The organism is Metapseudomonas resinovorans DSM 21078, assembly GCF_000423545.1.
Classification (GTDB): Bacteria; Pseudomonadota; Gammaproteobacteria; order Pseudomonadales; family Pseudomonadaceae; genus Metapseudomonas; species Metapseudomonas resinovorans.
In genome coordinates this window covers 39,004-53,995 of the sequence record NZ_AUIE01000021.1, presented here as the reverse complement: position 1 = coordinate 53,995, position 14,992 = coordinate 39,004, and the positions used below count along the sequence as shown (strand labels likewise).

Genomic DNA, 14,992 nt, shown 5'->3' with positions numbered 1-14,992 from the left:
CGGGCCCGATTTCAGGGCCGCAAACCTTCCGCCAGGGTGGCAACCCAACCCTGGCGCTCTGCCTGCTCCAACTCCGCGCCAGGATTCAGCGACGACCATTCCGGATGGGCGCGAGCCTTGGCCAGCACGGCTGGCAGCTTGCCTTCTCGCCACTGTTTCTCTTCTGGCGTATCGATGCGCACGGCCTCGAACGCAGCGTGCCCACGGGCATCCAGTGCTGCCAGAAGCTTGCGCTGACGCAGGGCCAGGAGACGCAGGATTGCGTCGTCCACTGTCAGCTCTCGCTGTCCCTTGATCTTGCCCAACAGGCGTTCGCCGTAGTGGCCAAAGGTCTGCCAGGCGCCACCGGCCAGGGCGCCCAGCGCAGCCGCGGCACCGAGCGTGAGACCGCCCACCAGGAGGTCGACACCCGCACCGGCAGCCGCACCAGCCGCCATGCCACCGCCCAGGCGCACGCCAAGCTGCTTGAGGGTTTCCGGGTTGAACAGGTCATCACCCCAGCGTCCTCCCAGCAGCGGCAGTTCGCTGGCGGAGGCGTCATCCTGGCCAAAGGCATAGAGCCGCAGCAGGGCTTCCACGCAGCGTTGTTCGCGCTGGCGCACCTGCTGGCGCAAGGCCTCGGTGGCGGCCTGCAGGGCGGCGTCCTGCGCCGGCACGCTGCGCCGGCAGGCCGCTACGTCCAGCAGCAGCTCCGCGATCAGCCGGCTGCCGGCCTCCAGGCGCAGGCGACGCTGTGCCTGATGGTCGTCCACCAGTCGCTGCAGCTGCGGGCGGGCCCGCTCCAGCAGCAGGGCCAGACTGTCATAGAGCCGCTGCTCGCCATCCAGCGGCGGCGCCACACTGTCGAAGCGCACCAGGGCGTGCAGGCCGAGGCGAGCCAGGGCCTCGCGCCAATCCGCTTCGCGGTGGCCTTCGACGGCGACGAAGTTCAGCACGGGTAGCAAGGGGCGACCGCACATGGCGAGTACCGTCAGCTCATCGCGGTACTTGGCCAGCACCGGCTCGCGGGCGTCGATCACATAGAGCCCGGCGTCGGAGGCCATCAGTTGCCGCAGCACCTTGGCCTCCTGTTCGAAGCGTTGGCGCGCCTCGCTGCCATCGAGGAAGCGGGCGAGTCGGGCGGGGCCATCCAGGCGCTCGCCAGGACGTTCCAACCGCTCCAGGTGGTCCAGCAGGGCGATGGCGTCTTCCAGGCCGGGGGTGTCGTAGAGTTCCAGCAGCGGTTGGCCCTCCACCGACAGCCGCGCACCTTCCACACGGCGCGTGGTGCTGGGGCGATGGGATACCTCGCCAAACGCGCGGTCGCGCAGCAGCGTGCGCAGCAGCGAGGTCTTGCCCACGTTGGTGTGGCCGACCACGGCCAACTTCAGTGGCTTAGTCATGGCCAGTCTCCAGCCAGTTCATCGGCGCCCCTTGGGCATGCGGCAGGGCCAGGCTATCGAGCGCCTGGTGCCAGTCCTCCAGGCGCTGGCTGTCGAGGGCTTCGCCGGATGGTGGGGGCAGCAGCCAGACGCGGGTTTGCGCGGCGCTGCGCGCCAGTTCACCAATCAGTGCCAGGGTGCCGCGGTCCGGCGACCGACGCGGGTCGCAGGCCACCGCCAGGCGCTCCGGCGGGAAGCGGCTGAGTTGGTCCAGCAGACGCTGGCGTTGCTCACGGCTGTCCAGCACGCCGGCATCGCCTACACCCTTGGGCAGGGCCGGTGGCCAGGGGCGGCGGTCATCCAGTTCGATGGCCACCAGCAGCGCGCCCTGGCTCTCGCCGTTCAGGCTTCCCGCCTGAGGTTCCATCAGTTCGGCGGGCGCCGCATCAAAGACGCCCAGGCGCTCGCTGGCCGGCTGCAGGCGCTCGCGCAGCAAGCTGTAACCGGGCAGGCCGAGATCCAGATTCAGGCGCGCGCGCCCCTGCGTCCAGCGCCACAGGCAGAACAGCGCGAGCAGCAAGCGTGGCAGCAGGCCGTAGGTGAAGGTGACGCCCAGCAGCCAGCCCGACCAGGCCTGGCGTGCAGGCTCCGCGCCGACCACGCTGCTGCTCGTGCGGATGGTTTCGGCATCCGGCAGGCTGAAGCCGAGCAGGCCGGGCAGGGCGCCCAGCGCCTGGGTGAGGAAGACGAAGGTGTCGCTGCCGAGGATGGTGGTTTCCCAGACGAAACCGTAACGGCGGGTGGCAAGCAGCAGCAACAGCACCATCAGGGCGCTGCTCAGCGCCAGCAGCCAGGCGCCATGGACCAGCGCGCCCAGGCCCCAGCGGGTCAGTCCCTGGCGCTGCAGCAGCAGGAGCAGGGCCGGGGCCAGGTGTGCGGCTTGTGCGTCGCGAGCCAGCTTGCCGCTCGTCCAGAGCCAGAGCCGGCCAAGCGCGCTGGCGCTGCTGCCGAGGGCGAAAGACAAGGCCCAGCCCAATAGCGTCAGTACGTGCAGTCCGAGCAGGGTGCCCAGGGCCCAGAACAGGTTGACCGGGCGTTGGCCGTCACCCAAGGCGGCAAAGGCCGCTCCGGTGCCGCTGACCAGCGCCAGCACCACCAGCAGCAGGACTGCGAGCCGGGCGCCCTGGCGCCAATGCTGCAGGGCCTGTGCCTGACCGTCGCGCTGGGCCAGCCAGAGGGCGCGGGCCTGGATGCGTTGCCCCAGGTCGCCGCCGGCGGCGTTGGCGCGGCGATTGGCTTCGGCATCTTCGAGTGGGCCGGCATGTTCTTCACGCAGGCGGATGGCCTCGGTCAGCCAGAGTTGGTCGAGGCGGGAAAGGGAGGTAGGGCTGGTATCGCTCACGAAGGGCCTCTTGGCCAAGGGTGAGCCGTGAGGATAGCCGCTGCGGGCTGCCCCTTCATCAAGAGAAAGGCCGGCGCTGGGCGCCGGCCTTTCTGGTCAATGGCTGTGGGAACTGGCCGCGACCTTCACCCTCGGTGTGGGTGGCGCGTCGTGGTGATCATCCTGGCCGGTTACCTTGACTTCGTTGCCGTCGCAGTCATACAGCTTGCCGTCGCGGAAATAGTCCCCCTCGTGCAGGGCGGCGATGTCCTGGTAGCGCAGGGTGCGCTCGCTGGCGGCGACGAATACCGACTGCTGGTCCGAGTTGCCGGCCTTCAAGTGGTTGAAGATGAGGTTCAGCGCGATGGCCATGATGGCGGCCGAGCTGATGCCGGAGTGGAAGATGGTTTCGAACCAGGCCGGGAAGTGGTGGTAGAAGGTCGGCGCGGCGATCGGGATCATGCCGAAGCCGATCGAGGTGGCGACGATGATCAGGTTCATGTTGTTGCGGTAGTCCACCTGCGCCAGCGTGCGGATACCGGAGGCAGCCACGGTGCCGAACAGCACCACGCCCGCGCCACCCAGAACCGAGGTGGGCACGGCGGCGATCAGGCGACCCATCACTGGCAGCAGGCCGAGGGTGACCAGGATCAGGCCCGCACTGGCCACGACGTAGCGACTCTTCACGCCGGTCACGGCCACCAGGCCGACGTTCTGGGCGAAGGCGCTCTGGGTGAAGGAGCCGAACAGCGGCGCCAGGGAGCTGGAGATCATGTCGGCGCGCAGGCCGTTGCCCAGGCGCTTGGAGTCGACCTTGGTACCGATGATTTCGCCGACGGCGAGGATGTCGGCCGAGGTTTCCACCAGGGTCACGATGATCACGATCAGCATCGACAGGATTGCCGCGATATGGAACTCCGGCATGCCGAAGTGCAGCGGCGTGGGCAGGGCGACCAGCGGGCCTTCGAGCACATTGGAGAAGTCCGCCATGCCGAAGAACACGGCCACCACGGTACCGATGACCATGGCCAGCAGGATCGACAGGCGAGAGATGCTCGAGCTGCCCAGCTTGCTCAGCAGCAGCACGGTCGCGAGGGTGAAGGCGGCCAGGCTGACGTTGGCCATGCTGCCGAACTCCGGCGACTGGCTATTGCCGCCCATCGCCCAGCGTGCCGCGACAGGCATCAGCGTGAGGCCGATGGTGGTAATCACGATGCCGGTCACCAGCGGCGGGAAGAACTTGGTGATCCGCGAGAACACCGGGGTGATCAGCAGGCCGATCAGCGAGGCTGCGATCACCGCGCCCAAGACAGCGGGGATGCCGCCGGCGCCGTTGCTGCCGATGATGGCGATCATGGTCGCCACGCCGGCGAAGGACACACCTTGCACCAGGGGTAGCTGACAGCCGAAGAAGGGGAGGCCGATGGTTTGTAGCAGGGTGGCCAGGCCACCGGCGAACAGGGAGGCTGCGATCAATAGGCCGATGTCTGCGGGCGACAGCCCGGCAGCCTGGCCGATGATCAGGGGTACCGCGACAATGCCGCCATACATGGTCAGCACATGCTGCAGACCGTAGGCGAGGTTGGCTCCAATGCCGAGGTTTTCGTCTTCCGGGCGTTGCACCGGAGACGGACTTGCGGATGGGACTGTCATGGTGGGCTCTCGGTTTTGTTATTGTGCTGGCAACTGTAGACAATTACTAAGCCTATTGACTAGTACTTTGTATACAATTTTTCGTGCAGCCTTTTTCGTCTATCTCCTCAGTTTTACGGCCTACTTCAGCGAAATCTGGAAATCATGTTCCTGACCTTTTGGTCAGGTTGGTGCTTGTCGACGAATGGCGATGGCGGAGGGGCTGGATGGGAACCGTGATACCCATTCGCGTAGCGGCCGGTGCCCATCCTCCGTTGGCTTTCTCTCGCAGGCGGCAGTCGGTATCCTCGCCGCCATGAACAAGACCCTGCCCCTCTGCCTGATCGCCGCCCTCGCGCAGAACCGCGTGATCGGCCGTGATAACCAACTGCCCTGGCACCTGCCGGCGGACCTCAAGCACTTCAAGGCCATGACCCTCGGCAAGCCGATCATCATGGGCCGCAAGACCTGGGACTCCCTCGGTCGCCCGCTGCCTGGCCGGCTCAATCTGGTGGTCAGCCGCCAGAGCGGACTGGTGCTGGAGGGGGCGGAAGTCTTCCCCAGCCTGGAGGCCGCAATCGAACGCGCTGCCGCCTGGGCGCGCGAGGAAGAGGCCGAGGAGCTGATGCTGATCGGCGGCGCCCAGCTGTACGCCGAGGGCTTGGCCCAGGCCGATCGCCTCTACCTGACCCGCGTGGAGCTGGCCCCGGAAGGCGATGCTCACTTCCCTGAAGTGTCGCAGCAGGACTGGCGCCTGGCTTCCAGCATCGAGCACGAGGCGACGACCGACACGCCCGCCTACGCCTTCGAGGTCTGGGAGAGGCGTTGAGTCAAGGCTGCCGGCAGGCTCAGTTCGTCTCGCCGCGCAGCAAGCGTAACAAGGCGTCTGCATCCATTCGGGCGCTCAGCTCACCGCCCTCCAGCAAGCTGTCCGCCAGCTCGCGCTTCTTCTGGTGCAGGGCAACGATCTGCTCTTCGATCGTGTTCTCGGTCACCAGGCGGTAGATGGTGACCGGCCGCTGCTGGCCCATGCGGTGGGCACGGTCGCTGGCCTGGTCCTCGACGGCCGGGTTCCACCAGGGGTCGAGGTGGATCACATAGTCGGCCGCCGTCAGGTTTAATCCACTGCCACCAGCCTTGAGGCTGATGAGGAAGAGGTCGCCGTTGCCAGCCTGGAAAGCGTCGATGCGCTTCTGGCGCTCCTTGGCCGGTGTGGCGCCATCCAGGTACTGGTAGTGCATGCCTTTCTGTTCGAGCCAGGCGCGAACAATCTCCAGATGGTCGACGAATTGGCTGAACACCAGTGCCTTGTGACCATTCTCCAGCAACTCGTCGGCGATTTCCGCGAAGGCTTGCAGTTTGCTCCCCGGTAGCGGGCTGCCGGGCACTGATAGCGAGGGATGGCAGCAGAAGCGCCGCAGGCGGGTGATCTCTGCGAGTACCTGCAGGGGGCGGCTGGCGTTCGAGTCGAGCTGGCTGACGCTGTCCAGGGCCTGTTGGCGCAATGCCTCGTACAGGTGCGCCTCTTCTGTAGAGAGCGGCACCCGGTAGGTGATCTCGGTTCGGGGTGGAAGCTCGTCCAGTACCTGGCTCTTCAGGCGACGCAGGATGAAGGGTTGGATCAGGTTCCTGAGGGCCCTGCGTGCGGCTGCATCACCTTGTTCGATGGGGGTGGTGAAGCGCGCCGAGAAGCTTTCCTGGCTACCGAGAAGGCCCGGGTTGATGAAGCGGAACAGGTTCCAGAGTTCGCCAAGATGGTTTTCCAGCGGGGTGCCGGTGGCTACCATGCGGAAATCCGCCTGCAGGGCCATGGCTGCCTGGGAGCGCTTGGTCTGGGCGTTCTTGATCGCCTGTGCCTCATCGAGCACCGCGCTGGTCCAGCGGCGCGCGGTGAAGGCTTCGCTATCCTGCTGCAGCAGGCCGTAGCTGACGATCAGCAGGTCCATGGGGCCCAGGTCTTCCAGGCTGCGCGTCTCGTGGTAGAGGCGTGCTCTGAGGGTGGGAGCGAAGCGGGTACATTCCGCCCGCCAGTTGAGGGTCACCGAGGTAGGGGCGACGACCAGTTGGGGGCCTTGCGCCGCCCGCTCAAGCAGTAGCGCCAGGATCTGAATGGTCTTGCCGAGGCCCATGTCGTCCGCCAGGCAGGCGCCGACGCCCCAATGCGCCAAGCGGGATAGCCAGTAGAAGCCTTCCTGCTGATAGTCGCGCAGCTGGGCTCGCAGGGTCTGCGGCACCTGCGGCTGGTGGCGGCGCATCGAAGCGAGGCGCTCCAGGTGTTCCTGCCAGCGTTTGTCGGCCTCGAAGGCGCCTGCCTCGTTAGCCAGGGTTTCCAGCAGGGGGGCGCTTAGTGTGCTGAGTTGCAGGCCACGGTCGGTGACTCGTTCGGCCAGTTGCCCCAGGTCTTCCAGGTGCTTGCGCAGGTTGTCGCTCAAGGCCAGCCAGTCGCGGTCGTCAAGTCGGATGAAGCGCCCGGGCGAGGCCTTGAGCAGGTCCAGCAACTGCCGCAGTTGCAGCACCTTGCCATCATCCAGAGTGATCCCGCCCTGCAGCATGAACCAGTCCCCTTGCTGCTTCAGGCCCAGGCGCAATTGGCTCAGGCCGGGGCGGGCCTTGATGCGCATGCGCTCACCTTCCGGCCACACGCACTGCAACCACTCGTCGTCCTGGGCCTGCAGCTCGCAGAGGACCTGCAAGGCGTCCTCGGGATGCTGCAGTTGCCATTCCCGACCATCGCTCTCGGCCCTGGCCAGCCCAGGGCAGGCGCCTAGTACACGCTCCAGCAGTTCGCGTTCTGCCGGCAAGTCGCGGCAGACCTGCACGGCCTTGCCGTCGCGTTCACCGAGCAGGTTGCGACTCCCTTGACCAGGGCGGAACCAGCCGCCTTCGGTCAGTGGCCGCACCAGCAGCTGCAGGCGCAGTCCGGCTTCCAACGGCAGCAGATGGGCGTACAGCCGCACATCCGCAGGCACCGTCTCCAGGTGAGCGGCCAGTTCCGGGATCTCGGAATGGATTGGCAGCAACGGGGCGATCGCGCCCATGGCCTCGATCAGCTGCGCTTTGGCCGATAGCGGCATGCTCAGGCCATCGCCGACGATAGCGGCGATCTGCCTCAGCTCCGGGCTGATCGGGTAGACGAGCACGCGGGTCGGGGTTTCCTTTTCGATCACCAGGTTGCTGTTGGCGACGAGGCTCTCAGGCGCAAGCCGCAGCTGAATGCACTCGCCTTCGACCTGCAGGTGCAGTCCGGGTTGTCCGGCCACCAGTTCGAGGCGGACATCGGGCCTGTCCATCCAGAACAGCGCGGGATGGCCCACCAGTGCCGGCAGGGCCAGGTCTGTAGGCAGCTCGTAGCGGTCGCTGTAGTAGTTTGCGGAGACCTGGATCTTGCGGATGGCCTGGCGGTCCTGCTCATTGAGAAAGTCGATGGAATCGCCTTCCTCTGCCAGGCGTTGCAACGCGACGACCCGCCCTTTGCTCCACTGGCCCTTGGCGCTGAGCTTTTGCTCTCGTGGCTCGACGCGAGTCATGTAGCGGTCCAGGTTGATGAACCAGGCCAGTCGCGCACTTTTTGCCGGGGCAGCCTTGTCGCCGGATCTGGGCTTGAGTTGGCTCAGGGCCTGCAGCGCCTGCTGCCAGGCTTCCTGGCGTTCATGGAGCTTCAGCAGGGGGCGAAGGGCCGCGTCCTTGTGCACGTGGCCAAGGGTGCGTGGCAGGCCGAACTGTGCTTCCAGCAACGCGTCGAACTCGGCGGCCAGCCACAGATAGCCGGCGTCACCGAGCGTCCTGCAATAGTCCTCAAGACGCTGGCGCCATGCGGGCGCGCGTGCTTCGGGTGCGTCTAGCCAGTACAGCCCCAGGGCCAGCATCAGGCTGTCAAACCCGTTGAGCTCCGTGGGAATGAAGAGCGTCGACTTCCGGTGCGAGTTGCCCTGGAGCCGTTCGAAGAGTTCCTGGAGGATCGGGTAGGCGCGGCCGTAATTATTCTTCACGCCCGTTGCCAGTGTCTGCTTGAGCGCGACCCTGTGTCCGGGCTCGTAGGCGCCGATCAGGGCCAGGCAGTAGAGGTGGTTGAGGACAGGAGGCAGGTCGAGCTTGCGCTTTCCGGTCTGCTTCCGCACGCCGGCCAGCCATTCCCTGATGAGTTCCAGAGAGCGCTGGACGTTACCGGTCAGCAAGCTGCTGATGACCTCGCGGAACAGGCTGTATCCATGCTCGCCCAGGCTTTCCATGCGTTGCCAGTCGCCGCGCCAGAGCGCCTGCAGCAGGAGTTGCAGATGCAGTTCACCTTCCTCCTGCAGGTGCTGGATCGCCTCCAGCCCCCATTCGTAGGCAGGTTGCGTCGGCGCGAGATGGACATTGCAGAGGTCGAGGTAGTCTTCCAGCAGGAGCTCGCGGATCCACCCATCAAGACGGTCGAACAGCTGCTTGCCCCAATGATCCGCTCCCAGCTGGTGCATGGGGTGGATAGCCTGTAGTTGATTCAGGGGGAGCAGGCGGGACAGCAGCTGAAACGAATTCAGCATCGCACTGGCATCCCCGCTGAGCAGGTTCAGCCAGAGCTCCTGTTGTGCCTGGCTCTTGCTGGGAACTTGCCAGGTGTCGCGGCTAGGCAGGCTTGCTTTCAGCGTTGCCAGCCAGCTCGCCGCATGGGGTGATTGCATGAGGTGCAGCAGGACGCGGTTGCGCTGCTCTTGCGCCAGATTATTGAAACGCCCCCGGGGAAGCTCTTCGTGGTAGATCCAGCCCAGTTGCTCAAGGGTGTCCAGCAGGTCCGGCATGTGTTCGCTGGAAATCGGCCAGCCGCCAGCAGTCGTCACATTGCGCATCTGCAGCAGTTTGAGCAGAGCGGTCTTGCCTTTGCCGCCGAAGGCTGTGGCCAGCGCATAAAGGAGTGCCTGACCGGAGTGTGGTAGGGCGTCGATGTCCAGCATGGGGGTGTTCATGAGCAACCTGAAGCCTGAGTCCGGCGAGCATGGTCAGGCAGTTTGGAGCGGATTTCAACGGACCGGGCTGGCCTTGCGAGGCGGCGCGCCGATGCGGCCGCTCAGGGCAGGAGCGCCAACAGCTCCGCTTTCACCTCGCGCGCTTGTATATGGAGAAACCCCACCGATACCGGCAGCTTGAAGCGTCGCGGCCCGGCACTGCCGGGGTTGATGTGCAGCAGTCCATCACGCTCGACGATCAGTGGCTTGTGGGAGTGCCCGGTGACGACGACCTTGAAGCCGCGTTCGGCGAGATCGTCGGGGATGTCCGCCTGGTCGTGCACCAGGTAGATGCCCACGTCCCCCAGGCGCAGCTCTTCCGCTTCACGAATGGCATCCGCCCAGGCGGCGCGGTCGTTGTTGCCGCGCACGGCGGTCAGCGGCGCCAGTTGGGCGAGGGTGTCGAGTATCTCGGGTTTACCGATGTCACCGGCGTGGAGGATGTGGTCGCAGCCCGCTAGCGCCGCGAGGGCCTGGGGGCGGAGGAGGCCGTGGGTGTCGGAGATCAGGCCGATGCGAAGAGAGGTCATGAAGTGGGCCCTGCCAGGAGACAGGGCACATTCTGCCACTTAGCGGGACTGCACCGGGGTATCCGGCAGGAACCAGTTCAGCAGCAGGGCACAGAGGCCGCCCGTGGCCACGCCGGACTCGAGGATGTTGCGCAACGCCGCGGGCATGTGCGCAAGGAACTCGGGCACTTGGGACACGCCCAGCCCCAGGGCCAGGGACACGGCGATGATCAGCAGCGCGCGGCGGTCCAGGGTGATGCCGGCGAGGATGTTGATGCCCGAGGCGGCCACGGCACCGAACATCACCATGGCGGCGCCGCCGAGCACCGGCTCGGGAATGGCCTGGAGTACGCCGGCTACCGCCGGGAACAGGCCCAGCAGCACCAGCATCAGGGCGATCCACAGGCCGATGTGGCGGCTGGCGATGCCGGTCAGCTGAATCACGCCGTTGTTCTGCGCGAACACCGAGCTGGGGAAGGTGTTGAACAGGCCGGCCAGTAGCGAATTGGCGCCGTTCACCAGTACGCCGCCCTTGATCCGCTGCATCCACAGCGGGCCTTCCACCGGCTGGCGCGAGACCTTGCTGGTGGCGGTGACGTCACCGATGGCTTCCAGTGAGGTCACCAGGTAGATCACCAGCATCGGCACGAACAGCGACCAGGAGAAGCCCAGGCCGAAGTGCAACGGCACCGGGACCTGCACCAGCGGCGCGTCATGCAGGCCGCTGAAGTCCAGGCGACCCAGCCAGGAGGCCAGGGCATAGCCTGCGAGCAGGGCGATGACGATGGCGCAGCTGCGCATCCACACCAGCGGGATGCGGTTGAGCAGCAGGATCACCCCCAGCACGGTGCCGGACAGCAGCAGGTTCTCGCCATTGGCGAAGGTGCCGTTGGCCATGGCGCCGAAGCCACCGCCCATGCTGATCAGGCCCACCTTGATCAGGGTCAGGCCGATCATCAGCACCACGATGCCGGTCACCAGCGGGTTGATCAGCCGCTTGACGAAGGGCAGCACGCGGGAAATGCCCATCTCGACGAAGGCCCCGGCCATCACCACACCGAAGATGGCAGCCATCACCGCTTCCACCGGGGTGCCTTGCTTGACCATCAATGCGCCGCCGGCGATCAGCGGGCCAACGAAATTGAAGCTGGTGCCCTGGACGATGAGCAAACCGGCCCCGAACGGACCGAAGCGCTTGCACTGGACGAAGGTGGCGATACCGGAAACCACAAGGGACATGGAGACGATCAGGTTGGTATCCCGCGCCGACACGCCCAGCGCCTGGCAGATCAGCAGGCCGGGCGTGACGATGGGAACGATGATGGCCAGCAGGTGTTGCAACGCGGCCAGCAGGGCCGCCAGCGGGCGCGGCTTGTCTTCCAGGCCGTAGAGCAGCTCGTTGCGAGCTTCGGTGACGGGGGGCTTTTCCAGTGAAGTCATGGCGATCGACCGCAAAAAAGCCGCGATTCTACCTGAGTGGTCAGGTTGGGTGAGGGAGGCTGGATCTGGTGGGGGCGAGTTCATTGGCTATGACTGCATTACGTGTTTCAAGCAGATGCATTGGCCTACAAGGTTCTTGGCCCGATGGTAAATCTCTCGCAATGGCTAACGCAGACATGGCCAATACATTCGCCAGCGAACAGACCGAGCACGATCCTTCGCGAGCAAGCTCGCTCCTACACGTCAGTAGCCCGGCTGAATCCGAGGGGGCCATAGGCAAATCACCCCCCACGGAAAACAGAAAGCCCGGCGCAAGGCCGGGCTTCCCGTGTGTCGCGAACGATCAGTCGTCGAGCATCGCCTTGTCACGCACCGCGCCCTTGTCGGCGCTGGTGGCGAGCAGGGCGTAAGCCTTGAGGGCGGTGGTCACCTTGCGCGCGCGCGGGGCGGCAGGTTTCCAGCCTTTCTTGTCCTGCTCGGCGCGGCGAGTCGCCAGTTCTTCATCGGATACCAGCAGGTTGATGCTGCGGTTGGGGATGTCGATCAGCACCTTGTCGCCGTCCTGCACCAGGCCGATGGCACCGCCTGCGGCGGCTTCCGGCGAGGCGTGGCCGATGGACAGGCCCGAGGTGCCGCCGGAGAAGCGGCCGTCGGTGAGCAGGGCGCACTGCTTGCCCAGGCCCTTGGACTTCAGGTAGCTGGTCGGGTACAGCATTTCCTGCATGCCCGGGCCGCCTTTCGGGCCTTCGTAGCGGATGATCACGATGTCGCCGGCCTTCACTTCGTCGGCGAGGATGCCTTTCACGGCACTGTCCTGGCTTTCGAAGATCTTCGCGGTGCCTTCGAAGACATGGATGGACTCATCCACGCCGGCGGTCTTCACCACACAGCCGTCGAGGGCGATGTTGCCGTAGAGCACCGCCAGGCCGCCTTCCTGAGAGTAGGCGTGCTCGACGCTGCGGATGCAGCCTTCGGCGCGGTCGTCGTCCAGGCTGTCCCAGCGGGTGGACTGGCTGAAGGCGACCTGGGTCGGGATGCCGGCCGGGCCTGCCTTGAAGAAGGTATGGACGGCTTCATCCTTGGTCTGGGTGATGTCCCACTGGGCGATGGCGTCGGCCATGCTCGGGCTGTGCACAGTGGCGACGTCGGTGTGCAGCAGGCCGCCACGGGCCAGCTCGCCGAGGATGGAGAAGATGCCGCCGGCGCGGTGCACGTCTTCCATGTGGTACTTCTGGATGTTCGGCGCCACCTTGCACAGCTGCGGCACCTTGCGCGACAGGCGATCGATGTCGCGCAGGTCGAAGGCGACTTCGCCCTCCTGGGCGGCGGCCAGCAGGTGCAGGATGGTGTTGGTGGAACCGCCCATGGCGATGTCCAGGGTCATGGCGTTCTCGAACGCCTTGAAGTTGGCGATGTTGCGCGGCAGCACGCTGTCGTCGCCTTCGCCGTAGTAGCGCTGGCACAGCTCGACGGCCAGACGGCCGGCGCGCAGGAACAGCTGCTCGCGGTCGGCGTGGGTGGCCAGGGTGGAGCCGTTGCCCGGCAGCGACAGGCCGAGGGCCTCGGTCAGGCAGTTCATCGAGTTGGCGGTGAACATGCCGGAGCAGGAGCCGCAGGTGGGGCAGGCGCTGCGCTCGTACTCGGCGACCTTCTCGTCGGAGCAGGAGTCGTCGGCGGCCACCACCATGGCGTCGACCAGGTCCAGGCCGTGGTTGGCCAGCTTGGTCTTGCCGGCTTCCATCGGGCCGCCGGAGACGAAGACCACCGGGATGTTCAGGCGCAGGGCGGCCATCAGCATGCCGGGGGTGATCTTGTCGCAGTTGGAGATGCAGACGATGGCGTCGGCGCAGTGGGCGTTGACCATGTATTCCACGGAGTCGGCGATGATCTCCCGGCTCGGCAGCGAATAGAGCATGCCGTCATGGCCCATGGCGATGCCGTCGTCCACGGCGATGGTGTTGAATTCCTTGGCCACGCCGCCGTGTTTTTCGATCTCGCGGGCGACCAACTGGCCCAGGTCCTTCAGGTGCACGTGGCCGGGCACGAACTGGGTGAAGGAGTTGGAGATGGCGATGATCGGCTTCTTGAAGTCCTCGTCCTTCATCCCGGTGGCGCGCCACAGGGCACGGGCGCCGGCCATGTTGCGGCCGTGGGTGGAGGTTTTCGAGCGGTAATCGGGCATGACGGTTTCCTGCGGCTAATCAGGTATCGGTAAGAGTCTCATCGTGAGCGCGGAACGTACCGGATGCAAACGGCAGATGGCCATTCGGTCGGTGGTGGCCGGAAGGCGGGGCGGGGTCACCGCTCGCTCGGCCGGGGCTCACTGGCCCGCCGGAGGATGGTTGGCGAGGAATCGCCCGATTCTACGCCGGGCCCGGCCGGCAGGGAAAGGCTGGCGGTCGGGCCGGCGCAGCGGCCGGCCCGGTGCCGAGCAGAGGTGCTTAGCTGTTGGGCAGCAGGCGGCAGGTCAGGCTCTTGATGTAGCGGGTTTCGGCAATGGCCGGGTGCACCGGGTGATCGGGGCCCTGGCCGCCGCGCTCCAACAGCTGGATGTTGCGGTCCAGGTGGCGGGCGCTGTTGAGGAGGATGTTCTGCAGGTCGTCTTCCGGCAGGTGCATGGAGCAGGAAGCGCTGACCAGGATGCCGTCCTTGTTCAGGAGGCGCATGGCCTGCTCGTTGAGGCGACGGTAGGCGGCCTCGCCGTTCTTCAGGTCTTTCTTGCGCTTGATGAAGGCCGGCGGGTCGGCGACCACGACGTCGAAACGCTCCTCGGCGGCTTTCAGTTCCTTCAGGGCTTCGAAGACGTCGCCTTCCACGCAGGTGACCTGCTCGGCCACGCCGTTGAGGGTGGCATTGCGCTCCACGCCATCGAGGGCGAAGCCGGAAGCGTCGACGCAGAACACTTCGCTAGCGCCGAAGGCCGCCGCCTGCACGCCCCAGCCGCCGATGTAGCTGAACAGGTCGAGTACACGCTTGCCCTTGACGTAGGGGGCCAGGCGCGCGCGGTTCATGCGGTGGTCGTAGAACCAGCCGGTCTTCTGGCCTTCCATTACCGGGGCCTCGAACTTCACGCCGTTCTCTTCCAGGGCGACCCACTCCGGCACTACGCCGAAGGCGGTGTCGACGTAGCGCTCCAGGCCTTCGGCTTCACGGGCACTGGAATCGTTCTTCCAGAGCACGCCACGGGGTTTCAGCACCTGTACCAGGGCGTCGAGTACGGCGTCCTTGTTGCGCTCCATGGCGGCGGAGGCGAGCTGCACCACCAGGTGATCGCCGAAGCGGTCCACCACGAGGCCCGGCAGCAGGTCGGAGTCGCCATAGACCAGGCGATAGAAGGGTTTGTCGAAGAGGCGCTCGCGCAGGCTCAGGGCGACATTGATGCGGTGCACCAGCAGGGATTTGTCCAGGGTGTGCTTGGTATCGCGGGACACCAGGCGCGCGCAGATCAGGTTGTTCGGCGAGAGCGCGACCACGCCCAGCGGCTTGCCGCCGGCGGCTTCGAGGATGGCCTGATCGCCCGGCTGGAAGAGGTTCAGCGGGGTGGCGACAACGTCCACTTCGTTGCTGTAGACCCACAGGTGGCCGGCGCGCAGGCGTCGATCGGCGTTGGCTTTGAGGCGCAGGCTGGGCAGGGACATGTGTCGCTCTCCGGAAAAAAGGCGGGGATTATACCCTAGCCCGCATGTG

At 66.0% G+C, this 14,992-nt stretch carries 9 protein-coding genes; 1 reads left to right on the top strand and 8 read right to left on the bottom strand.

Features of this window, described 5'->3' with window-relative positions:
• Positions 1-11: 11 nt before the first annotated feature.
• The 3 genes from G559_RS0115330 to G559_RS0115320 form a co-directional block, all read right to left on the bottom strand.
• A complete protein-coding gene (locus G559_RS0115330; protein WP_028629076.1) occupies positions 12-1,382 on the bottom strand; it encodes a GTPase/DUF3482 domain-containing protein in 1,371 nt (456 codons plus the stop codon).
• Positions 1,375-2,763: a DUF2868 domain-containing protein gene (locus G559_RS0115325; RefSeq protein WP_028629075.1), complete on the bottom strand. Its 1,389-nt coding sequence runs from the start codon at positions 2,761-2,763 to the stop codon at positions 1,375-1,377. The genes G559_RS0115330 and G559_RS0115325 overlap by 8 nt, the downstream gene beginning before the upstream one ends.
• 96 nt (positions 2,764-2,859) lie before the next feature.
• Positions 2,860-4,395: a nucleobase:cation symporter-2 family protein gene (locus G559_RS0115320; protein ID WP_028629074.1), complete on the bottom strand. Its 1,536-nt coding sequence runs from the start codon at positions 4,393-4,395 to the stop codon at positions 2,860-2,862.
• A 295-nt stretch (positions 4,396-4,690) separates the two neighbouring features.
• Here G559_RS0115320 and G559_RS0115315 point away from each other — a divergent pair, with 295 nt between their 5' ends.
• Positions 4,691-5,203: a dihydrofolate reductase gene (locus tag G559_RS0115315; RefSeq protein ID WP_155945727.1), complete on the top strand. Its 513-nt coding sequence runs from the start codon at positions 4,691-4,693 to the stop codon at positions 5,201-5,203.
• Between the two features lie 19 nt (positions 5,204-5,222).
• Here the strand turns inward: G559_RS0115315 and G559_RS0115310 are convergent, their stop codons facing one another.
• The 5 genes from G559_RS0115310 to G559_RS0115290 form a co-directional block, all read right to left on the bottom strand.
• Complete coding sequence (locus G559_RS0115310; RefSeq protein ID WP_028629072.1) at positions 5,223-9,317, bottom strand: DEAD/DEAH box helicase; 4,095 nt, start codon at positions 9,315-9,317, stop codon at positions 5,223-5,225.
• A 101-nt stretch (positions 9,318-9,418) separates the two neighbouring features.
• Positions 9,419-9,886, bottom strand: a complete 468-nt coding sequence (locus G559_RS0115305) for a metallophosphoesterase family protein (RefSeq protein ID WP_028629071.1) — start codon at positions 9,884-9,886, stop codon at positions 9,419-9,421.
• 39 nt (positions 9,887-9,925) lie between these two features.
• Complete coding sequence (locus G559_RS0115300) at positions 9,926-11,305, bottom strand: nucleobase:cation symporter-2 family protein (RefSeq protein WP_028629070.1); 1,380 nt, start codon at positions 11,303-11,305, stop codon at positions 9,926-9,928.
• Positions 11,306-11,648: 343 nt separating this feature from the next.
• Complete coding sequence (gene ilvD / locus G559_RS0115295; protein ID WP_028629069.1) at positions 11,649-13,487, bottom strand: dihydroxy-acid dehydratase; 1,839 nt, start codon at positions 13,485-13,487, stop codon at positions 11,649-11,651.
• Positions 13,488-13,746: 259 nt separating this feature from the next.
• Positions 13,747-14,943 (bottom strand): class I SAM-dependent rRNA methyltransferase, encoded by a 1,197-nt coding sequence (locus G559_RS0115290; protein ID WP_028629068.1) that lies wholly within the window; start codon positions 14,941-14,943, stop codon positions 13,747-13,749.
• Between the last annotated feature and the right edge of the window lie 49 nt (positions 14,944-14,992).

Excerpts from the sequence above, each read along its gene's own strand:
- G559_RS0115290 (WP_028629068.1), bottom strand. The coding sequence starts at position 14,943 with ATGTCCCTGCCCAGCCTGCGCCTCAAAGCCAACGCCGATCGACGCCTG.
- G559_RS0115305 (WP_028629071.1), bottom strand. The coding sequence starts at position 9,886 with ATGACCTCTCTTCGCATCGGCCTGATCTCCGACACCCACGGCCTCCTC.
- G559_RS0115300 (WP_028629070.1), bottom strand. The coding sequence starts at position 11,305 with ATGACTTCACTGGAAAAGCCCCCCGTCACCGAAGCTCGCAACGAGCTG.
- G559_RS0115310 (WP_028629072.1), bottom strand. The coding sequence starts at position 9,317 with ATGAACACCCCCATGCTGGACATCGACGCCCTACCACACTCCGGTCAG.
- G559_RS0115330 (WP_028629076.1), bottom strand. The coding sequence starts at position 1,382 with ATGACTAAGCCACTGAAGTTGGCCGTGGTCGGCCACACCAACGTGGGC.
- G559_RS0115315 (WP_155945727.1), top strand. The coding sequence starts at position 4,691 with ATGAACAAGACCCTGCCCCTCTGCCTGATCGCCGCCCTCGCGCAGAAC.
- G559_RS0115320 (WP_028629074.1), bottom strand. The coding sequence starts at position 4,395 with ATGACAGTCCCATCCGCAAGTCCGTCTCCGGTGCAACGCCCGGAAGAC.
- ilvD (WP_028629069.1), bottom strand. The coding sequence starts at position 13,487 with ATGCCCGATTACCGCTCGAAAACCTCCACCCACGGCCGCAACATGGCC.